The following is a 20690-nucleotide window of genomic DNA, read 5'->3' as shown; positions in this document are numbered from 1 at the left end:
TTCAAAGGTGAACGTTAGGTATCCCACATGTTGACAATCCTCGGATTTGCCATGATCGCGACCTTCCTGGTCCTGATCATGATGAAGAAGATGTCGCCGATCGCGGCGCTGGTCCTGATCCCCGCACTCTTCTGCGTCGCCGTCGGGCAGGGTGCGCAGCTCGGCGACTACGTCATCGAAGGTGTCGGCACCCTCGCGCCGACCGCGGCGATGCTGATGTTCGCCATCGTCTACTTCGGCGTGATGATCGACGTCGGTCTCTTCGACCCGATCGTCCGGGGCATCCTGCGCTTCTGCAAGGCCGACCCGATGCGGATCGTCATCGGTACGGCGCTGCTCGCCGCGATCGTCTCGCTCGACGGCGACGGCTCCACCACGTTCATGATCACCGTCTCGGCGATGTATCCGCTCTACAAGCGGCTGAAGATGAGCCTCGTCGTGATGACCGGTGTCGCCGCCACGGCCAACGGCGTCATGAACACCCTGCCCTGGGGCGGCCCCACCGCCCGCGCCGCCACCGCGCTCAAGCTGGACGCGGGCGACATCTTCGTCCCGATGATCCCGGCGCTGGCCGTCGGACTGCTCGCCGTCGTCCTGCTGGCGTGCGTCCTGGGCCGTCGCGAGCGCAAGCGGCTCGGCATGCTCACCCTCGACGAGGCGCTCGTGCCGGAGCCCGAGACCGTCCTGGTGGGCACGGGCGGCGGCGGGGCACCCGCGAAGGGTGTGTCGGCCGGTACGGGCGGCGGGACCCTGGTGAAGGGGACACAGCCGGGCGTGGACGGTCCGGACGGGCCGGAGACGTCCGACGAGCCGGACGAGGAGTTCAAGGGACTCGACCCCGACAGGTCCACGCTGCGGCCCAAGCTCTACTGGTTCAACGCCGGCCTCACCGTCGCCCTGCTGGCCGCGATGATCCTCGAACTCATGCCGATCCCGGTGCTCTTCCTGCTCGGCGCGGCCCTCGCCCTCACGGTCAACTTCCCCCACATGCCCGACCAGCGGGCCCGTATCGCCGCCCACGCCGACAACGTCCTCAACGTCTCCGGCATGGTCTTCGCCGCCGCCGTCTTCACCGGCGTCCTCACCGGCACCGGTATGGTCGAGCACATGGCCGACTGGCTCGTCGGCGCCATCCCCGACGCGATGGGCCCGCACATGGCCCTCGTCACCGGCCTCCTGAGCCTGCCCCTCACCTACTTCATGTCCAACGACGGCTTCTACTTCGGAGTCCTGCCCGTGCTCGCCGAAGCCGGCGCCGCCCACGGCGTCTCCCCGCTGGAGATCGCCCGCGCCTCCCTGGTGGGCCAGCCGCTGCACATGTCGTCCCCGCTGGTGCCCGCCGTCTACGTCCTGGTCGGTATGGCCAAGGTCGAATTCGGCGACCACACCCGCTTCACCGTCAAGTGGGCCGCGCTCACCTCCCTCGTGGTCCTCGGCGCCGGAATCCTCTTCGGCATCATCTGATGCCCACCCCGTCACGGCCCGGCCGGGGCTGGCTGCTGCGCCTCGTCATCGCCTTCTCCTTCGCGCAGGGGGCGGTGTCGATGGCGCGGCCCGCCGTCTCCTACCGGGCCCTCTCGCTGGGCGCCGACGAGCGGGCGATCGGCGTCATCGCCGGGGCGTACGCGCTCCTCCCGCTCTTCGCCGCCGTGCCGCTGGGCCGCAGGACCGACCACGGCCGCTGCGCACCCCTGCTGCCCCTCGGCGTCGTCCTGATCGCCGGAGGCTGCGCGCTCAGCGGACGCGCGCACTCCCTCGCGGCCCTGGCGGCCTGGAGCGGGGTCATGGGCCTGGGCCACCTCTGCTTCGTGATCGGCGCCCAGTCACTCGTCGCCCGGCAGTCGGCCCCCGCCGAACAGGACCGCAATTTCGGCCACTTCACCATCGGCGCCTCCCTGGGCCAGCTCGCCGGACCGATCGCCGCCGGCTACCTCGTCTCGGAGCGGGACGGCGCCATGGCCCGTACGAGCGCCCTCGCGCTGCTCGTCTCGGCGGCCGTCGCCGCCGTCTCCTTCACCGCCCTGTGGCGCGTCGAGCACCGGGCGTCCGCCGGCTCGGCGCGGCGGGCGTCCGGGCGGAAGGTCCGGGTCGGCCGGATCCTGCGGACGCGCGGCGTCCCGGCCGGCATCCTCATCAGCCTCGCCGTGCTCTCCGCCACCGACATCCTCACCGCCTACCTGCCGGTCGTGGGCGAACAGCGCGGCATCGCACCCGCCACGGTCGGACTGCTGCTCAGCCTGCGGGCGGCGGCCACCATCGCCTGCCGGCTCGTCATGACACCGATGCTGCGTCTCCTCGGCCGGACGGCCCTGCTCACCACGACCTGCCTGCTCGGCGGTCTGCTGTGCGCGGGCATCGCCCTGCCGGTGCCGGTCTGGGGGCTCGCCCTGATGCTCGCGGTGATGGGCTTCTGCCTGGGGGTCGGCCAGCCGCTCTCCATGACCACGGTCGTCCGGGCCGCCCCCGCGGCGGCCCGTTCCACCGCGCTCGCCCTCAGGCTCACCGGCAACCGCCTCGGCCAGGTCGCGACCCCCGCCTCGGCCGGGCTGGTCGCCGGTGTCGCGGGAAGCGCGGCGCCGTTCGTGATGCTGGGAGCCCTGCTGGTCGGGGCGGCCGGACTCGGCGTACGCAGCGGCCGGACCACCCCCGAGGACCCCGCCGCACCCGCTCCCGTACCCCGCGCAGGGGAGCCCAGGGCCGGGGAACCCCGAGCCGGGGCCGAGCAGCCCCACGCGAACCGGAACCCCGCCTGACACATCCCGGTACCGATGGTCCTGCACGAATCATTCCCACACCCCGCCCCGTGGGTTAACTTCAGGCCACGCAGCCGCTCCCCACGCGCAGCCCTCTTCCTTCCCGGGCGGAATCATGACTCGTGCCATCTCCCTGCGCAGTGTCAGCAAGACGTACGGACGGTCCCCGCGTGCCGTCGACCGGTTCTCGCTCTCCGTCGACCCCGGCGAATTCGTGGTGCTGCTGGGCCCCTCGGGCTGCGGCAAGTCGACCGTGCTGCGCATGATCGCGGGCCTGGAGGAGATCTCCGAGGGGGAGCTGCTGCTCGACGGCGAGCCCGCGAACGACCTGTCGCCGCGCGAACGCGGCATGGCCATGGTCTTCCAGAACTTCGCGCTCTACCCGAACATGACCAATCGGGCCAACATCGGCTTCCCGCTGAAGCTGGAGAACCCCCGCCGCGACAACACCGAGCGCGTCGAGTCCACCGCCAGGATGCTCGGCATCGAGAGCGTGCTGGACCGCTACCCCCGCCAGCTCTCCGGCGGCGAACGCCAGCGGGTCGCGATGGGCCGGGCCATCTCGCGGCGGCCCTCCGCCTTCCTGATGGACGAACCGCTCTCCAACCTCGACGCCAAGCTGCGCAACCACCTGCGGGCCGAGATCGCCCAGCTCACCGCCGAACTGGGCGTCACCACCGTGTACGTCACGCACGACCAGGCCGAGGCGATGTCGCTCGGCGACCGCGTGGCCGTGATGCGCGGCGGGGTGCTCCAGCAGGTCAGCTCGCCGCGCGAGGTCTACGCGCTGCCGGAGAACGTGTTCGTCGCCGCGTTCATCGGCACCCCGAGGATCAATCTGCTCCAGGCCGTCGTGCACGCCCCGCTGGAGGGGCGGATGTCGATCGAGCTCGGCCGGCAGCGCCTCCCGCTGCCCGAACCGCTCAGCCCCGACCACCAGTTGCTCCGCATCCAGCAGGGCCGCCCGATCATCGTCGGCCTGCGCTCGGAGGCCGTCCGGATCGCCCCGCCCAGCCACGCCCGCCCCGGCGAGGTGGCACTCGGCGGCATCGTCGAGCACGTCGAGTACCAGGGGCACGAGGCGCTGGTCCACCTCAACACCGGCTCGCGGCCCGCCGTGGTGCCCGACCTGGAGTCGGCCCGCCCGCAGGCGCCCCGGCGCCGTCGCGCGGCAGGTGGCGGAACCGGTGTGCTGGAACGCCTCAAGCAGCGCGCCACCGGCTCCGTCGCCGTACTCGACACGCCGGACCCGGAACCGTACGCCGTGCGCAGCCCCGACCGGCCGACCGCCACGGCGAGCGACCTCGTGGTCCGTACCGGCCCCGACATGCGGCTGCGCACCGGCGGCCAGGTACCGCTCCTCGTCGACCTCGCGCACCTGTACGTCTTCGACCACTCCGGGCGCCGGATCTGCCCCCTGCCGAAGGACATTCCCGGGCTCGACGTGTAACCGTTGCCCCGGCCGTGCGTGACCTGTGTCTCCAGCCGTTCCCTGGCGCCGAAAAACTAACAGCGCTAGTTTGGGGCCGGGACGGCATCCGTCCGTACGCACGGCTTCGGCGGCAGGCACAGCGAGCCCGGGAGGAACAGCCATGAAGGCGCATGACGGGATGTACATCGGCGGGGAGTGGCGGCCCGCCTCGGGCCAGGACACGATCGCGGTCGTGAACCCGGCGGACGAACAGGTCATCGGCCATGTCCCGGCGGGCACCGCCGAGGACGTCGACGCCGCGGTACGCGCCGCCCGCGCCGCGTTCCCCGGCTGGGCAGCCACCCCGCCCGCCGGGCGTGCCGCCCGGATCGGCGCCCTGCGCGACGTGCTGGCCGCCCGCCAGGACGAGATCGCCGAGACCGTCACGGCGGAGCTCGGCTCCCCGCTGCCGCTGTCCCGGGCGGTGCACGCGGGCGTACCGGTGCTGGTCGCGGGCTCGTACGCCGAACTGGCCGCCACGTACGCCTTCGAGGAGAAGCTGGGCAACTCCACCGTCCTGCTGGAGCCCGTCGGGGTCGTCGGCGCGATCACCCCCTGGAACTACCCGCTCCACCAGATCGTCGCCAAGGTGGCCCCCGCGCTCGCCGCGGGCTGCACCGTGGTCCTCAAGCCCGCCGAGGACACCCCGCTCACCGCCCAGCTCTTCGCCGAGGCCACCCAGGAGGCGGGCCTGCCGGCCGGCGTCTTCAACCTGGTCACCGGACTCGGCCCGGTCGCCGGACAGGCGCTCGCCGAGCACGAGGGCGTCGACCTGGTCTCCTTCACCGGGTCCACCGCGGTCGGCCGGCGGATCGGCGCCACGGCGGGCGCCGCGGTCAAACGGGTCGCGCTGGAGCTCGGCGGCAAGTCCGCCAACGTCATCCTGCCCGGCGCCGACCTCGCCAAGGCCGTCAACGTGGGCGTCGCCAACGTGATGTCCAACTCCGGCCAGACGTGCAGCGCCTGGACCCGCATGCTGGTCGACGCCGAGCGGTACGAGGAGGCCGTGACCCTCGCCGCGGCGGCCGTCGCCAGATACGTCCCGGGGGAGCGCGTCGGCCCCGTGGTCAACGCCGCGCAGCAGGCCCGGGTACGCGGCTACATCGAGAAGGGCATGGAGGAGGGCGCCCGTCTCGTCGCCGGAGGCCCCGAGGCTCCCAAGGAGCGGGGCTACTACGTCAGCCCCACCGTGTTCGCCGACGTCACCCCCGGCATGACCATCGCGCGGGAGGAGATCTTCGGCCCGGTGCTCTCCATCCTGCGGTACGAGGACGTGGACGACGCCCTGCGGATCGCCAACGACACCGTGTACGGGCTCGCCGGCGCCGTCTGGGGCGCCGACGACGCCGAGGCGGTCGCCTTCGCCCGCCGCATGGACACCGGACAGGTCGACATCAACGGCGGCCGTTTCAACCCGCTGGCCCCCTTCGGCGGTTACAAGCAGTCGGGCGTGGGGCGCGAGCTCGGCCCGCACGGCCTCTCCGAGTACCTCCAGACCAAGTCCCTCCAGTTCTGAACCCCCCTCCGACCCACCGAGGAGTCTGTTCGTGGTCCGCGCCGCTGTACTGCCCGCCGTCGGAGCTCCCCTGGAGATCACCGACATCGAACTCCCCGAGCCCGGCCCCGGCCAGGTGAGGATCAGCCTCGCCGCCGCAGGGGTCTGCCACTCCGACCTGTCCCTGTCCAACGGCACCATGCGGCTGCCCGTCCCCGCCGTCCTCGGCCACGAGGGGGCGGGCACCGTGCTCGCCGTCGGCGAGGGCGTCACCCGGGTCGGCCCCGGCGACCAGGTCGTCCTCAACTGGGCGCCGTCCTGCGGGGAGTGCTTCCACTGCGGGATCGGCGAGATCTGGCTCTGCGCCGACGCGCTCAAGGGCGCGGCGAACATCCACGCGCGTACGGCCGACGGCACCGAGCTCCACCCGGGCCTGAACGTCGCGGCCTTCGCGCAGGAGACCGTCGTCGCGGCGAACTGCGTCCTGCCCGCCCCGGCCGGCATCCCCCTCACCGACGCCGCCCTGCTCGGCTGCGCGGTCCTGACCGGATACGGGGCGGTGCACCACTCCGCCCGGGTCCGCGAGGGCGAGAGCGTCGTCGTGTTCGGGATCGGCGGGGTCGGTCTCGCGGTCCTCCAGGCCGCCCGCATCGCGGGAGCGTCGAAGATCATCGCCGTCGACGTGTCGCCGGAGAAGGAGGAGCTCGCCCGCCGGGCCGGGGCCACCGACTACGTCGTCGCCTCGGACACCACCCCGCGCGCGATCCGCAAGCTCACCGGCGGCCAGGGCGCCGACGCCGCCGTCGAGTGCGTGGGACGGGCCGCCACGATCCGCGCGGCCTGGGAGTCCACCCGGCGCGGCGGACGCACCACGGTCGTCGGCATCGGAGGCAAGGACCAGCCGGTGACCTTCAACGCCCTGGAGATCTTCCACTGGGGCCGTTCGCTCACCGGCTGCGTGTACGGCAACAGCGACCCGGCACGGGACCTGCCCGTGCTCGCCGAACACATCCGGGCCGGCCGCTTCGACCTCTCCATGATGGTGACGGAACGCATCGCGCTGGACGGCATTCCGGCGGCGTTCGAGAACATGATCGCGGGCAGGGGCGGCCGCGCACTGGTCGTCTTCTAGGCACCGGAGGCAGGACGCCGGCGGCGGCTCAGGAGGCCCGGGCCTCCGCCGGCTCCTCGCCGACCGCGTCCGTACGCGAGGCCGCCCGCGCCCGGGTGCGGGAGATCGCCACCCCGGCCAGGCACAGCAGCCCGCCCGCGACGGTGAGCAGCGCGGGCACCTCGCCGAGCAGCAGCCACGACATCAGCACCACCAGGGCGGGCACCGCGTACGTCGTCGCGCCCAGCCGGCCCGCTGTGGTCCGGGCCAGGGCGTAGGCCCAGGTGGTGAACGCCAGTGCCGTCGGGAAGACGCCGAGGTAGACCATGTTCAGCGTCGCGGAGAGCGGTGCGTCGGAGGCCTCGGAGACCAGTACCCCGGTGAACGGCAGGCAGGCGGCCGTACCGGCCAGGCAGCCGAACGTGGTGATCTGCAGCGGCGATCCGTGCCGCAGCGCGGGCTTCTGGATGACCACCCCGCCGGCGTACGACACCGCGGCCAGCAGGCACAGGAGCACACCGAGCACCGAGGAGCTCCCGTGTCCGGACATGGAGAGACCCACCACGACGGCACCGGCGAACGAGACCCCCATGCCCGTCAGGAGCCGGCGCGGCAGTCCCTCCCCGAGCAGGCGGGCCCCGAGCAGCGCCATCAGGATCGGCCCGATGTTCACGATCATGGCCGCCGTACCCGCGTCGACCTGCTGCTCGCCCCAGTTGAGCACCACCATGTACAGCCCGAACCACAGCAGTCCGGAGGCGATGACGCCCGGCCAGGCGGCCCTCGGCGGCAGCCCCTCCCGGCGTACGAGCAGGATCGCGCCGAGCGTCAGCGAACCGGCGAGCAGCCGGCCCAGGGCCAGTGCGCCCGGCGAGTACGCCTCGCCCGCGCTGCGGATCGAGACGAAGGCGGAGGCCCACAGGATCACCGTGGTGCACACGGCGGCCGGGGCACGCCAGTCCCGGATCGGTGAGGAAGCCGCAGATGGCGCAGGTGTCGTCGTCATGGCGACGACCGTAGGGCCGAAACGCTTCGGCCCCCAACGAATTGTCAGGACCCGTCAATCGTCGCGGGGTCGAGACCCAGGAGCTCCGACAGTGCCCGCAGCCCGCCGGGTGTCGCCCGGACCGCGCGGCCCGATCCGAAGCGTTCGCACCATCCGGCCTCCAGCGCGTGCCCGCACAGGGCGGCACCCGCGACACCCGCCAGGTGCGGCCTGCGCTCGGTCCAGTCAAGGCAGCCGCGCGCCAGGGGCCGCCGTGACGCGGTGTCCAGCGGTACACCGAGTGCGCCGAACCAGTCCAGCCCGTCCTCGGTGAGCGCGAATCCGTCGTCCTGCCGCAGCAGCCCCCGGGCGGTCATCGCGTCCGTGATCGCGATGCCGAGCCGCCCGGCGAGGTGGTCGTAGCAGGTGCGCCCCCTGGCAAGCGCGCTGCTCAGCCCCGCCGCGCCCAGGGTCCGCGGACCTGCCTCGTCCGGGCCTGGGGCGGTCTGCGCGGCGAGCTCCTCGACGAGCCGGGCGGCACGCGCGCCCGCGAGCCGCAGATAGCGGTGGCGGCCCTGGCGCTCCTCGGCCAGCAGCCCGCCGGCGACCAGCTTCCCCAGGTGCTCGCTCGCGGTCGACGGGGCCACCCCGGCGGACCGTGCCAGCTCGCCCGCCGTCCAGGCGCGGCCGTCGAGCAGGGCGAGACAGAAGGAGGCGCGGGTCTCGTCGGCGAGCAGCGAGGCCAGGGCTGCGAGACGGTGTGCGACCGGGTCGTGCGATGACGTACGTGCCATACGGTCCAGGATGCGTCAGGAACCGTTCGACGGGTGCCGAACGGTTCCTGACGCCGCCTTGCCGCTCGTCACCGTCCGGTCGTACTGGAGAACGAGACCGTCCAGCAGGGCCCGCAGTCCCGTCTCGAAGGCGCCCTCGTCGACCTGCTGGCGGCGGTCGGCCAGCAGGTGGGCCTGCCCGAGGTGGGGGTAGTCGGCGGGGTCGTAGGCGGTCTCGTCGTCGACGAAGCCGCGGGCGAAGGAGCCGAGCGCGGATCCGGTGATGAAGTAGCGCATCAGCGCGCCGATGTACGTCGCCTGGGCGGGCGGCCAGCCGGCCCGGACCATGGCGCCGAACACCGCGTCGGCCACCCGCAGACCGGCCGGGCGGCGCCCCGGCCCCTGGGCCAGCACCGGGACGATGTGCGGGTGCGCGGCGAGCGCCGCACGGTAGGAGACGGCCCAGTCGTGCAGGGCCGCGGGCCAGTCGCGGAGGTCGGACTCCTCGAACATCGACAGGTCGACCTGGGCGGACACGGTGTCCGCGACCGCGTCGAGGATCTCGTCCTTGTTCCGGAAGTGGTTGTAGAGCGAGGGCCCGCTGACTCCCAGCTCGGCCGCGAGCCGACGGGTCGAGACGGCGTCGAGTCCCTCGGCGTCCACGAGGGCGCCCGCCGCCTCGACGATGCGGTCTCTGCTGAGGAGGGGCTTGCGCGGTCGGGCCATGCGGCACATAGTAGGGCCTGCAAGCAGAAAACTAGCAGTGCTAATTAAAGTGCTGGACAAAAGTGGGGTGTCGCAGGATGAATCTGGAGCTGAGCGAGGAGCAGGAAGCCGTACGGCAGCTCGCCGAGGACTTCGTCGCACGGGAGATCACCCCGCATGTCGTCGAGTGGGACCGGGCCGAGAGTGTCGACAAGTCGATCGTCAAGAAGCTGGGAGCCCTCGGCTTCCTCGGCCTGACGATCCCCGAGGAGTACGGCGGCTCGGGCGGCGACCACCTCGCCTACTGCCTGGTCACCGAGGAGCTCGGGCGCGGCGACTCCTCGGTGCGCGGCATCGTGTCCGTCTCGCTCGGCCTGGTCGCCAAGACCATCGCCGCCTGGGGGACCGAGGAGCAGAAGCGGCAGTGGCTGCCCGGGCTCACGGCGGGCGAAGCGGTCGGCTGCTTCGGCCTCACCGAGCCGGGCACCGGCTCCGACGCGGGGAACCTGACCACGAAGGCCGTGCCCGACGGCGACAGCTATGTGATCAACGGCTCCAAGATGTTCATCACCAACGGCACCTGGGCCGATGTCGTCCTGCTCCTCGCGCGCACGAACGACACCCCCGGCCACCGGGGCGTCTCCGCCTTCCTGGTGCCCGCCGACAGCCCCGGCCTGACCCGGCGCACCGTCCACGGCAAGCTCGGCCTGCGCGGCCAGGCGACGGCCGAGATCGTGCTGGAGGACGTCCGCGTTCCCGCCACCACCCTCCTGGGGCCGGAGGGCAAGGGTTTCTCCATAGCCATGTCCGCCCTGGCGAAGGGCCGGATGTCGGTCGCTGCCGGCTGTGTCGGCATCGCCCAGGCCGCCCTCGACGCCGCCGTACGGTACGCGGGCGAGCGCGAGCAGTTCGGCAAGTCCATCGCGAGCTACCAGCTCGTCCAGGAGCTGATCAGCGACATCTCCGTGGACGTCGACGCGGCCCGCATGCTGACCTGGCGCGTCGCCGACCTCGTCGACCGCGGCCAGGACTTCGCGACCGCGGCCTCCACGGCGAAGCTCTTCGCCTCCGAGGCGGCCGTCCGCGCCGCCAACAACGCCCTCCAGGTGTTCGGCGGCTACGGCTACATCGACGAGTACCCGGTGGGCAAGCTGGTGAGGGACGCCCGCGTGATGACCCTCTACGAGGGCACCAGCCAGATCCAGAAGCTGATCATCGGCCGTGCGCTGACGGGCGTCTCCGCCTTCTGATCGCTGCCCGGCCGGCCCCGGGCCGCCGCGCGGCCTGAGTACCGACTGAGTACGCCGACGGATGTGGTGTACGCCACCGCGCCCGATGCTGTGCAGCATGAGTGAGACAACATCGGTCAAGCAGCAGAGCACCGCCGCCTTCTACGGCCAGGCCGTTCTCTCCTTCGGAGTGGCCATGGGCGCGGTGGCCCTCGGTATCTTCTTCCTCGACGCGGACGCCTGGGTGCGGGCCTTCCTCGCCATCGGCGTTCTCTACCTCGTCACTTCGTGCTTCACTCTGGCCAAGGTCATCAGGGACCGCCAGGAGGCCGGGCAGATCACCAGCCGTGTCGACCAGGCCCGGCTGGAGAAGATCCTCGCCGAGCACGACCCCTTCCAGAAGCTCTGACGATCCCAGCCACCGGCGTCCCCTAAGCGCTTGCTCAGGTTCGCGGTATGGTGTTCGTCCTGCGAGGGGAAAGGGGCACGTGACGATGAGCACGGCGGAGGAGACCGACGGCGAGAACACGCCGTGGAGCGAGGTCACGCCCGAGGCGGCCCGGCGACTGCTCGTCGCCGCCGTCGAGGCCTTCGCCGAGCGCGGCTATCACGCGACCACCACACGGGACATCGCCGGGCGGGCCGGGATGAGCCCGGCCGCGCTCTACATCCACTACAAGACGAAGGAAGAGCTGCTCCACCGGATCAGCAGGATCGGTCACGACCGCGCCCTGCTCCTCCTGGAGACGGCCGCCGACCGGGACGGCACGGCGGCCGAGCGGCTCGCCGGCGCCGTACAGGCCTTCGTCCGCTGGCACGCCGAGCGCCATACCACGGCCCGGGTCGTCCAGTACGAGCTCGAAGCCCTCGGCGACGAGCACCGTGCCGAGATCGTCGAACTGCGCAGGAAGAGCGATGCCGCGGTGCGCCGGATCATCAGCGAGGGCGTCCGGGCGGGCGAGTTCGACGTCCCCGACATCCCGGGCACCACGCTGGCCGTGCTCTCCCTCTGCATCGACGTGGCGCGCTGGTTCAACGCGCAGGGCAGCCGGACGCCCGACGAGGTCGGCGCGCTCTACGCCGACCTCGTCCTGCGCATGGTCGGCCCCCGGAAGTAGCACCGGCGCGGCCCCGGGGGCGCCTGTACGGCCCGACGCCCCGGGGGTGCCTGTGCGGCTCGGCGGCCCCAAGGTGTGCGCGGCTCAGAAGTAGTAGCGCGACACCGACTCCGCGACGCAGGCGGGCTTTTCGCCGCCCTCGCGCTCGACGGTGACGAGGGCGGTCACCTGCACCCCGCCGCCCGCCTCCTCGACGCTCTTGAGCACGGCGGTGGCGCGAAGCCGCGACCCCACCGGAACCGTCGAGGGGAAGCGGACCTTGTTGGTCCCGTAGTTGATGCCCATCTTCGCGCCCTCGACCTGAAGGATCTGCGGGACGAACACGGGCAGCAGCGACAACGTCAGGTAACCGTGGGCGATCGTCGCCCCGAAGGGGCCGGCCGCGGCGCGCTCGGGGTCCACGTGGATCCACTGGTGGTCGCCGGTGGCCTCGGCGAACTGGTCGATCCTCTTCTGCTCGATCTCCAGCCACTCGCTGTGACCGAGTTCCTGGCCCACCCCGTCACGCAGCTCCTGCGCGGACGTGAAGATCTTCGGCTCTGCCATGTTCCTGGTCCCTGCCTTCCGGCTGTCAGCCCTGAGGTGCGCGCCCCGAGCAGTGTCTAAGCGCTTGCTCAGCATGGTTGGGCAGTGCGTCCCTGTCAACGAGTGACCACCCGGGATTTCGAAGTGGGAGGCGGCGGCCGAGGCGCGACCAGTAGGGTTCGGGGAGTGCCACAGATGCCGCAGACACTTCATGAACTCACGGTCGGCCAGCTCTCCGTGCGCAGCGGCGCCGCCGTGTCGGCCCTGCACTTCTACGAGTCCAAGGGCCTGATCAGCAGCCGCCGCACCAGCGGCAACCAGCGCCGCTACACCAGGGACGCCCTGCGCAGGGTCGCGTTCGTGCGTGCCGCCCAGCGGGTGGGGATCCCGCTCGCCACCATCAGGGACGCGCTCGCCGAGCTGCCGGAGGAGCGCACGCCGAACCGCGAGGACTGGGCGCGGCTCTCGCGCGCCTGGCGCTCGGAGCTGGACGAGCGCATCAAGCAGCTGGGGCGGCTGCGCGACCACCTCACCGACTGCATCGGCTGCGGGTGCCTGTCGCTGGAGAACTGCGTGCTGTCCAACCCCGACGACATCTCCGGCGAGCGGATCACCGGGTCGCGTCTGATGCCCGAGCGCAAGGCGGCGGACCGCCCGTAGGCGCGTGCGGGCCGGGGTCCGGATCCCGCCGGTGCCCGTGTCGCCGGCTCACGTGGGGCGCACCCGTGTCCGGCGCCCCCGCCCGCACCCCTCAGGCGGCCGACGCCAGGTCCCTCGTCCGTACCCCCCGGGCCTTCGCCAGTGCTCCAGCGGTCAGTACGGGCCGGGGGACCACGATGCCGCATCCCGTGCAGACCGGCCCGGACCACGGTTCGCGGTCGAGGTCCTGCCGCCAGGCGATGCCCTTCCCCGCGCAGACCGGGCAGGCGGCGCCCGGCTCCGAGCCCAGGGCGGCGATCAGCCGGCCGAGCACCTCGGCGAGCGGCGCGGTCGGGTGGACCTCCGGGTCGTCGCAGGGGGCCACACCGTTGCCGCCCCAGGTCCGCCGGTGCCAGTCGTCGAACGTGCCCGGCCGGCGCAGCCCGTCGTGCTTCTCGCGGCGCCGCCGCTCGGCGAAGCCCGTCTCGTACGCGAGCCAGACGGCCCGCGCCTCCTCCAGCTCCTCCAGTGCGCGGATCAGACGCACCGGGTCGGGAGCCCGGTCCTCGGGCCCGATCCCGTGCCGGGCACACAGGTGATCCCAGGTCGCCCGATGACCGTAAGGGGCGAATCGTTCCAGGCATTTGCGCAGCGAGTAGCGCCGCAAAGCCAGATCGCCCCGCGGATCGCGGACCTGTCTCGCAAGACTCCGGAAACCGGCCATGGCACTGCCACCTCCGTCGCTCGTACTTCGGCGTCAAGGGATGGACGTACGACTGCCCGATTCGGCTCCATCGAAAGGTGAAAAGTGTCCACGGGTTGAGACGGTCCCCCGTGTGGCGCCGTGTCGCCGTGTGGTGATTCGGAAAAAGTGACTGATGTTCATCTTACCGGCGTGTCCTACCGACGGTAACCTCCGGCGCATCGGCCACCCGGAGGAGCACGCATGCCCCCTCGCACCCGCACGCTCAGAGCCGCAACAGTCGCGGCCGTTCTCGCCCTCGGTACGTCCCTTCTCGCCTCGGCGCCCCAGGCCGGGGCGGCGCAGCCGGAACCCGTCGCCGTCACCGACCACTGCCAGGGTCGGTGCGCGGACATCCTGCCGCCCGGCGAGAACGGCAACGCCACCCTCGTCGAGATCCTCGGCAACAAGGCGTTCGGCACGCACCCCGCGCACAGCGACGACCAGCTCGACCGCTACGACGGCCTGGTGGCCGGTCACACGGGCCTCACCGACCAGAAGCTGACCGACTTCTTCAACGACGCCTCCTTCGGGGTCGCCGCAGACCAGGTCGAGTCCGTCACCACGCCGCGCTCCGACGTCACCATCACCCGCGACAAGAAGAGCGGCGTCCCCCACATCAAGGGCACCACCCGCTACGGCACCGAGTTCGGCGCCGGGTACGCGGCCGGGCAGGACCGGCTCTGGCTGATGGACCTCTTCCGGCACATCGGACGCGGCCAGCTGACCTCGTTCGCCGGGGGCGCGCTCGCCAACCAGGGGCTGGAGCAGCAGTTCTGGCCGCAGGCCCCGTACACCGAGGCGGACCTCGAAGCCCAGGTCGAATGGATCAGAACGACCGAGGGCGCGCGCGGCGAGCAGGCGATGACCGACGCGCAGGCCTACGTCGACGGCATCAACGCCTACCGCGAGAAATCCAAGAACGGCCGCTACTTCCCCGGGGAGTACGTCCTCACCGGGAAGATCGACTCCATCACCAACGTCGGTGAGATCCAGCCGTTCGAGCTGACCGACCTGATCTCGATCGCCTCGGTCGTCGGCGGACAGTTCGGCGGCGGAGGCGGCGGCGAGGTGCAGGCCGCGCTCTCCCTGCTCGCCGCCCAGCAGAAGTACGGCGTCGAGGAGGGCACCAGGGTCTGGGAGTCCTTCCGCCAGCGCAACGACCCGGAAGCCGTCCTCACCGTCCACGACGGCACCTCGTTCCCCTACGCGGGCAAGCCCGACCAGGCCCGCGGCACGGCCCTTCCCGACGCGGGGTCCGTCACCCCGGAACCGCTGATACACGACCGCACCGGCTCGGCGGGCACCAATGCGAAGGCCCCGGTCGAGGCACCGGCCGCGCTCAAGCCGCTGCAGGGCATGTACGACGACGGCGTCATCCCGGAGGGATCGCTGCCCGGATCCGGTGACGGCGCCCGGAAGCGGGGCATGTCCAACGCCCTCCTGGTGTCGGGCGAGCACACGGCGAGCGGGAACCCCATCGCCGTCATGGGCCCCCAGACCGGCTACTTCGCCCCGCAGCTGATGATGCTCCAGGAGCTGCAGGGCCCCGGCATCAGCGCCCGCGGCGTCTCCTTCGCGGGCGTCGGCATGTACATCCAGATGGGCCGCGGCCAGGACTACGCCTGGAGCGCCACCTCGGCCGGCCAGGACATCACCGACACGTACGCCGTCGAACTCTGCGAACCGGACGGCTCCGCGCCCTCCAAGAACTCCACGCACTACCGCGACGACGGCGCCTGCACGGCCATGGAGAAGATGGAGCGCGCCAACTCCTGGAAGCCCACGGTCGCGGACTCCACCGCCAAGGGCTCCTACCGGATGCAGGTCTGGCGCACCGACTACGGCATCGTCACCCACCGCGCCACGGTCGCCGGCAAGCCCGTCGCGTACACCTCGCTGCGCACCACCTACCGGCACGAGGCCGACTCGATCATCGGCTTCCAGATGCTCAACGACCCGGCGTACGTCACCGGCGCGGCGTCCTTCCAGCAGGCGGCCAGTCACATCGACTACGCCTTCAACTGGTTCTACGCCGACTCTCGGACCGCGGCCTTCTACAACAGCGGCATGAACCCGGTGCGCGCCGCCGGAGTCGACCCTGCGCTGCCGGTGAAGGCCGAGAAGGCGTACGAGTGGCGGGACTACGACCCGGCCGCCAACACCGCCACGTACACGCCGTTCGCCGAGCATCCGCGATCCAGCGGCCAGGACTACTACATCTCCTGGAACAACCGGCAGGCCGAGGACTACGCCACCGCCGCCTTCGGCTTCGGCTCCGTCCACCGCGGCGACCTCCTCGACGACCGGGTGGCCGACCTCGTCGCCGACGGCGGTGTGACCCGCGCCTCCCTCACCCGTGCCATGGCGGAGGCGGCCGTGACCGACCTGCGCGGCGAGCAGCTGCTGCCCGAGCTCCTGAAGGTCCTGCGCTCCCAGCCGGTCACCGACCCGGCACTCAACACGGTGGTGCAGCAGCTGGACTCGTGGCGCGCGGCCGGGGCGCAGCGCAAGGAGACCAGCTCCGGATCGCACACGTACACGCATGCGGACGCGGTACGGATCATGGACGCGTGGTGGCCGAAACTCATCGATGCGGAGTTCCGTCCGGGACTGGGCGACGGTCTCTACACCGCCCTTACCGCGAACCTGGCCACCGACGAGTCCCCGGCCGCGAGCCACGGGCCGAGCGGGGCGCACAGCGGCTCCGCGTTCCAGTACGGCTGGTGGGGCTTCGCCGACAAGGACCTGCGCCAGGTCCTCGGACAGCCCGTCAAGGGGCCGCTGGCGAAGACGTACTGCGGCAACGGCGACCTGAGCGCGTGCCGCGAGGCGCTGCTCAGCACGCTGAAGCAGGCGGCGGCGACACCCGCCACGACGGTCTACCCGGGTGACGCCAGCTGCAAGGCGGGGGAGCAGTGGTGCGGCGACGCCATCATCCACCGCGCCCTGGGCGGGATCACGCACAGGACGATCCACTGGCAGAACCGTCCGACGTACCAGCAGGTAGTCGAATTCCCCTCCCACCGCTGACCCACCCCGGGTGCCGGCCGAACCCGCCCGGCACCCGGGCCCACATCTCCGGCACGCCCGGCGTCCGAGCACAAGGGCGACGCGCCGGGCAGCCCTCACCCACACCGTCCGGACGCGCCGGAGGGCCAGATCAGCCCGTCCGGCGCTCGAGGACGAACCGGGGCGCGCCCGCCCGGCGGCAGGCCCCACCCGTCCGGCAGGGACGAAGAACCGGCCGCCGGACGCCCCCGGCCCTCACCGGTACAGCAGATGCCCCTTCCGTACCGCCCGGAACGCCGCCAGATCCGCCCCCCAGGCCCCCACCACCTCATCCGTGTCCGCGCCCGCGTCGATCATCGTGCGGACCCGCGTGTTGCCCGTGAGCTTGTCGATCCAGTTGTCCGAACGCCAGGCGAACCCGCTCCAGGTCCGCTTCGCCGTCACCAGCAGCGCGATACCGGTGCGCACCGGGTCGAAGACCTCCCGGTCCTGGACGTGCACCTGCACCCCGCCCACCGTCTTCCCCTGGAACTTGGAGAACGTCGGCGCGAAGTACGCCTCCCGGAAGGCCACCCCCGGCAGCTCCAGCGCGTTCGCCGCAGCCGCCCACCGGTGGTCGATCCCCTCCGCTCCGAGCAGCTCGAACGGCCGCGTCGTGCCCCTGCCCTCCGAGAGGTTCGTGCCCTCGAACAGGCACGTCCCCGAGTAGACGAGCGCCGTCTCCGGCGTCGGCATGTTGGGGCTCGGCGGCACCCACGGCAGGCCCGTCGTGTCGAAGAAGTCCGAGCGCCGCCAGCCGGACATCTTCACGACGTCCAGCTCCACCGGCCGCGCCGCCAGGAACTCCGCGTTGAAGAGCAGCGCCAGCTCCGCGACCGTCATGCCGTGCGCCTGCGCGATCTCCCGGCGCCCCACGAACGTGGCGAAGGCCGGATCGAGCACCGGACCCAGCGCCGCACGCCCCGTCACCGGGTTCGGCCGGTCGAGGACCACGAGCCGCTTGCCCGCGAGTGCCGCCGCCTCCATACAGTCGTACAGCGTCCAGATGTACGTGTAGAAGCGGGCGCCCGCGTCCTGGATGTCGAAGACGACCGTGTCCACGCCGGACGTGGTGAAGATGTCGGCGAGCGGCTGCCCGCTCTTCAGATACGTGTCGTAGACGGGCAGCCCCGTCGCCGGGTCGTCGTAGCGCCCCTCCGAGCCGCCCGCCTGCGCGGTCCCGCGGAAGCCGTGCTCGGGGCCGAAGACGGCGGTGAGGTCCACCCGGTCGTCGGGGTGCATCACGTCGACGATGTGCCGCACATCGGCGGTGATCCCGGTGGGATTGGTGACGACACCGACCTTCTGACCCGCCAGCAGCCGGTACCCGTCGGCCGCCAGCCGTTCGAAGCCGGTACGTACGCCCGGGCGCCCGGAACCGTGGCCCCGGCCGGTCGCAGCGGCCGTCCCGGCGCCCGCAGCGGTGGCCGCGAAGGCCCCCACCGCTCCGCCGGCCGCCAGCAAACCACGTCTGGACAGGGTCATTCCGGTACCTCCATGATCGCGCCGACTGTCATGGTCACGCACGCTAGCGCGGGTGCGCGCCGCACGGAACGGCCTTGACTGGGCAGAATCCCAGTCCTGCCCGGGACCTCTTCCCGGATCACATACCGACTGGTTAGTCTGCCGGGGAAGACGGCTGAGAGAGGCGGGACCGATGAGTACGGTGCAAGGCGCTGGCGTAGTGGTAACCGGAGCCGGAGGGGGCATCGGCGCCGCCCTGGCGCGCCGATTCGCCGCGGAGGGCGCGAGGGTCGTCGTCAACGACCTCGACGGCGCCCGGGTCGAGGCACTCGCCGAGGAGATCGGCGGCTCGGTGGTCGCCGGCGACGCCTCGAAGATCGTGGAAGCCGCGCGCGACGCGCTCGGCGGCACCGTCGACGTGTACTGCGCCAACGCGGGCCTCGCCTCGGGCGGCGACGCCTTCGCCGACGAGGAGGTCTGGGCCAGGGCCTGGGACGTCAACGTGATGGCCCAGGTCCGCGCCGCCCGGGACCTGCTGCCCGACTGGCTGGAGCGCGGCAGCGGCCGTTTCGTCTCCACCGCGTCGGCGGCCGGCCTGCTCACGATGATCGGCGCCGCTCCGTACAGCGTGACCAAGCACGGCGCGGTCGCCTTCGCCGAGTGGCTCGCGCTGACCTACCGGCACCGTGGCATCAAGGTCCACTCGATCTGTCCCCAGGGCGTCCGTACGGACATGCTCACCGCCGCCGGTTCCGCGGGCGAACTCGTGCTCGCCCCCACCGCGATCGAGCCGGAGGCCGTCGCCGACGCCCTGTTCGACGCCATGGAGCAGGACCGCTTCCTGGTCCTGCCGCATCCCGAGGTGGCCGGCTACTACCGGGCCCGCGCCAAGGACCCCGACCACTGGATCGGCAGCATGAACCACCTGCAGCAGAAGTGGGAGGAGGCCGGCGCATGAACGGGTCGATCTACGCGTCGAAGCCCTGGACCGCCCTGCTCAGCGAGGCACAGCGGGCTCCCGTCCACCCGGCCGAGACCGTGGTGCACGCATTCCGGGCCGCCGTCGACCGGGCCCCCGGGCACCCGGCGCTCGCCTACTTCGACGGGCGCCTCACCTACCGCGAGACCGACGAGCTCTCCGACTCCGTGGCCGGGCACCTCGCCGCCGAGGGGCTGCGCCGCGGGGACCGGGTGGCGATCATGCTGCAGAACTCCCCGCACTTCGTCCTCGCGCTGCTCGGCGCCTGGAAGGCCGGCGCGACCGTCGTCCCGCTCAACCCGATGTACAAGTCCGGCGAGGTCGGCCACGTACTGAAGGACGCGGGCGTGACCGCGCTGATCTGCTCCGACCGGGCCTGGGAGTCCTATCTGCGGGACACCGCCGAGGCCGCGCCGGGCGTGCGCATCGCCGTCACCGCCTGCGAGCTCGACCTGCAGACGACGAACGACCCTCGGGTGCTCGGCTTCGAGCGGCTCCCCGCACCCGGCCCCGACGACCGGCAGGCCGACCTGGTGACCGTCGCCCGGCGCGGCCTCGCCGCCCCGGAGGACCGGGAGCTCACCGCGTCCGACGTGGCGCTGATCAGCTACACCTCCGGGACGAGCGGAACCCCCAAGGGCGCCCTGAACTCGCAGGGCAACATCATGGTCAACGCGGAGCGGCAGCGCACCGGCCACCCCATCGCCGAGGGATCGGCCTACTTCGCGCTCGCCCCGCTCTTCCACATCACCGGCATGGTGTGCCAGCTCGCCACCTGTATCGCCAACGCGGGCACCCTGGTCCTCGCGTACCGCTTCGAGGCGAGCGTGGTCCTGGAGGCCTTCGCCGAGCACCGCCCCGCCTACACCGTCGGCCCGTCGACCGCCTTCATGGCGCTCGCGGCCCACCCGGAGGTCACCCGCGAGCACTTCGCCTCCTTCCGGGTGATCTCCTCGGGAGGCGCACCGCTGCCGCCCGCCCTGGTCGAGAAGTTCCGCGAGGGCTTCGGCCCGTACATCCGCAACGGGTACGGCCTCACCGAGTGCACCGCGCCGTGCGCCGCCGTACCGCCGGAGCACGAGGCCCCCGTCGACCCGGTGTCCGGGACGCTCTCCGTCGGCCTCCCCGGCCCGGACTCGGTCGTCCGCATCATCGACGAGACGGGCGCCGACGTGCCCTTCGGTGAACAGGGCGAGATCGCCGTGCGCGGACCACAGGTCGTCTCCGGCTACTGGAACCTCCCGGAGGCCACCGAGGCCGCCTTCCCGGACGGGGAGCTGCGCACCGGCGACATCGGCTTCATGGACGCGGCGGGCTGGCTCTACGTCGTCGACCGCAAGAAGGACATGATCAACGCCTCCGGCTTCAAGGTCTGGCCCCGGGAGGTGGAGGACGTCCTCTACACCCACCCGGCGGTTCGCGAGGCGGCCGTCGTGGGCGTCCCCGACTCCTACCGCGGGGAGACCGTCCGGGCCTACGTCAGCCTGCGCCCCGGGGCGGACGCGGACCCCGGCGAGCTGAGCGCGTACTGCAAGGAACGGCTCGCCGCGTACAAGTACCCGCGCGAAGTGGAGATCCTGACGGAACTCCCGAAGACGGCAAGTGGGAAGATCCTCAGGCGGGAACTGCGTTCCCCCCGGTAGGACACTC

Annotated in this window: 18 protein-coding genes; 12 read left to right on the top strand and 6 right to left on the bottom strand. The window is 72.0% G+C overall.

Translation table 11 applies throughout. From position 1 onward, the window contains the following. The first annotated feature begins 27 nt into the window (after window positions 1–27). The 5 genes from OG524_RS07500 (at window position 28) to OG524_RS07480 (ending at window position 6851) form a co-directional block, all read left to right on the top strand. Window positions 28–1464 carry a CitMHS family transporter gene (locus OG524_RS07500; protein WP_405391724.1) on the top strand — a complete coding sequence of 479 codons (1437 nt, stop codon included), beginning with the start codon at window positions 28–30 and terminating at the stop codon, window positions 1462–1464. Next, window positions 1464–2753, top strand: coding sequence for an MFS transporter (locus tag OG524_RS07495; RefSeq protein ID WP_405391725.1), 1290 nt, complete (start codon window positions 1464–1466; stop codon window positions 2751–2753). Before OG524_RS07500 ends, OG524_RS07495 begins: the two co-directional genes overlap by 1 nt. 115 nt (window positions 2754–2868) lie before the next feature. Then, on the top strand, window positions 2869–4203 hold the full coding sequence (locus tag OG524_RS07490; RefSeq protein WP_405809556.1) for an ABC transporter ATP-binding protein: 1335 nt from the start codon (window positions 2869–2871) through the stop codon (window positions 4201–4203). 142 nt (window positions 4204–4345) lie between these two features. Beyond that, a complete protein-coding gene (locus OG524_RS07485) occupies window positions 4346–5740 on the top strand; it encodes an aldehyde dehydrogenase family protein (RefSeq protein WP_405391727.1) in 1395 nt (464 codons plus the stop codon). Window positions 5741–5771: 31 nt separating this feature from the next. Then, a complete protein-coding gene (locus tag OG524_RS07480) occupies window positions 5772–6851 on the top strand; it encodes a Zn-dependent alcohol dehydrogenase (RefSeq protein ID WP_405391728.1) in 1080 nt (359 codons plus the stop codon). A gap of 28 nt (window positions 6852–6879) precedes the next feature. Here the strand turns inward: OG524_RS07480 and OG524_RS07475 are convergent, their stop codons facing one another. Genes OG524_RS07475 through OG524_RS07465 form a run of 3 tightly spaced genes read right to left on the bottom strand, consistent with a single transcriptional unit; the run spans window position 6880 to window position 9314 of the window. Continuing rightward, window positions 6880–7836 carry a DMT family transporter gene (locus OG524_RS07475; RefSeq protein WP_405809554.1) on the bottom strand — a complete coding sequence of 319 codons (957 nt, stop codon included), beginning with the start codon at window positions 7834–7836 and terminating at the stop codon, window positions 6880–6882. Between the two features lie 44 nt (window positions 7837–7880). Beyond that, window positions 7881–8609, bottom strand: a complete 729-nt coding sequence (locus tag OG524_RS07470) for an ArsR/SmtB family transcription factor (RefSeq protein WP_405391730.1) — start codon at window positions 8607–8609, stop codon at window positions 7881–7883. A 15-nt stretch (window positions 8610–8624) separates the two neighbouring features. Next, window positions 8625–9314, bottom strand: a complete 690-nt coding sequence (locus OG524_RS07465) for a TetR/AcrR family transcriptional regulator (RefSeq protein WP_405391731.1) — start codon at window positions 9312–9314, stop codon at window positions 8625–8627. Between the two features lie 77 nt (window positions 9315–9391). Between OG524_RS07465 and OG524_RS07460 the strand changes: the two genes are divergently transcribed. The 3 genes from OG524_RS07460 (at window position 9392) to OG524_RS07450 (ending at window position 11640) form a co-directional block, all read left to right on the top strand. After that, a complete protein-coding gene (locus OG524_RS07460) occupies window positions 9392–10543 on the top strand; it encodes an acyl-CoA dehydrogenase family protein (protein WP_405391732.1) in 1152 nt (383 codons plus the stop codon). 97 nt (window positions 10544–10640) lie between these two features. Beyond that, window positions 10641–10931 (top strand): YiaA/YiaB family inner membrane protein, encoded by a 291-nt coding sequence (locus tag OG524_RS07455; RefSeq protein ID WP_405391733.1) that lies wholly within the window; start codon window positions 10641–10643, stop codon window positions 10929–10931. 85 nt (window positions 10932–11016) lie between these two features. Continuing rightward, window positions 11017–11640 (top strand): TetR/AcrR family transcriptional regulator, encoded by a 624-nt coding sequence (locus OG524_RS07450; protein ID WP_405391734.1) that lies wholly within the window; start codon window positions 11017–11019, stop codon window positions 11638–11640. Between the two features lie 84 nt (window positions 11641–11724). Here the strand turns inward: OG524_RS07450 and OG524_RS07445 are convergent, their stop codons facing one another. Continuing rightward, complete coding sequence (locus tag OG524_RS07445) at window positions 11725–12186, bottom strand: MaoC family dehydratase (RefSeq protein ID WP_405391735.1); 462 nt, start codon at window positions 12184–12186, stop codon at window positions 11725–11727. Window positions 12187–12351: 165 nt separating this feature from the next. On the opposite strand from OG524_RS07445, the gene soxR reads away from it, so the two are divergent. Next, window positions 12352–12825: a redox-sensitive transcriptional activator SoxR gene (gene soxR, locus OG524_RS07440; RefSeq protein WP_405391736.1), complete on the top strand. Its 474-nt coding sequence runs from the start codon at window positions 12352–12354 to the stop codon at window positions 12823–12825. Between the two features lie 91 nt (window positions 12826–12916). Here the strand turns inward: soxR and OG524_RS07435 are convergent, their stop codons facing one another. After that, window positions 12917–13528, bottom strand: coding sequence for a hypothetical protein (locus OG524_RS07435; RefSeq protein ID WP_405809551.1), 612 nt, complete (start codon window positions 13526–13528; stop codon window positions 12917–12919). Between the two features lie 222 nt (window positions 13529–13750). Between OG524_RS07435 and OG524_RS07430 the strand changes: the two genes are divergently transcribed. Then, complete coding sequence (locus OG524_RS07430) at window positions 13751–16579, top strand: penicillin acylase family protein (protein ID WP_405391738.1); 2829 nt, start codon at window positions 13751–13753, stop codon at window positions 16577–16579. Between the two features lie 234 nt (window positions 16580–16813). On the opposite strand, the gene OG524_RS07425 is transcribed toward OG524_RS07430, so the two are convergent. Then, the gene (locus tag OG524_RS07425; protein WP_405391739.1) at window positions 16814–18082 is read right to left on the bottom strand and encodes an exo-beta-N-acetylmuramidase NamZ domain-containing protein; all 1269 of its coding nucleotides are present in this window, start codon (window positions 18080–18082) and stop codon (window positions 16814–16816) included. A gap of 172 nt (window positions 18083–18254) precedes the next feature. On the opposite strand from OG524_RS07425, the gene OG524_RS07420 reads away from it, so the two are divergent. Together OG524_RS07420 and OG524_RS07415 are read left to right on the top strand one after the other, a co-directional pair. Continuing rightward, window positions 18255–19019: an SDR family oxidoreductase gene (locus tag OG524_RS07420; RefSeq protein WP_405391740.1), complete on the top strand. Its 765-nt coding sequence runs from the start codon at window positions 18255–18257 to the stop codon at window positions 19017–19019. After that, window positions 19016–20683, top strand: coding sequence for a class I adenylate-forming enzyme family protein (locus OG524_RS07415; RefSeq protein WP_405391742.1), 1668 nt, complete (start codon window positions 19016–19018; stop codon window positions 20681–20683). The genes OG524_RS07420 and OG524_RS07415 overlap by 4 nt, the downstream gene beginning before the upstream one ends. Window positions 20684–20690 lie beyond the last annotated feature (7 nt).

This window comes from Streptomyces sp. NBC_01520 (assembly GCF_045040375.1).
Classification (GTDB): Bacteria; Actinomycetota; Actinomycetes; order Streptomycetales; family Streptomycetaceae; genus Streptomyces.
This window is presented reverse-complemented; position numbering and strand designations above follow the sequence as displayed.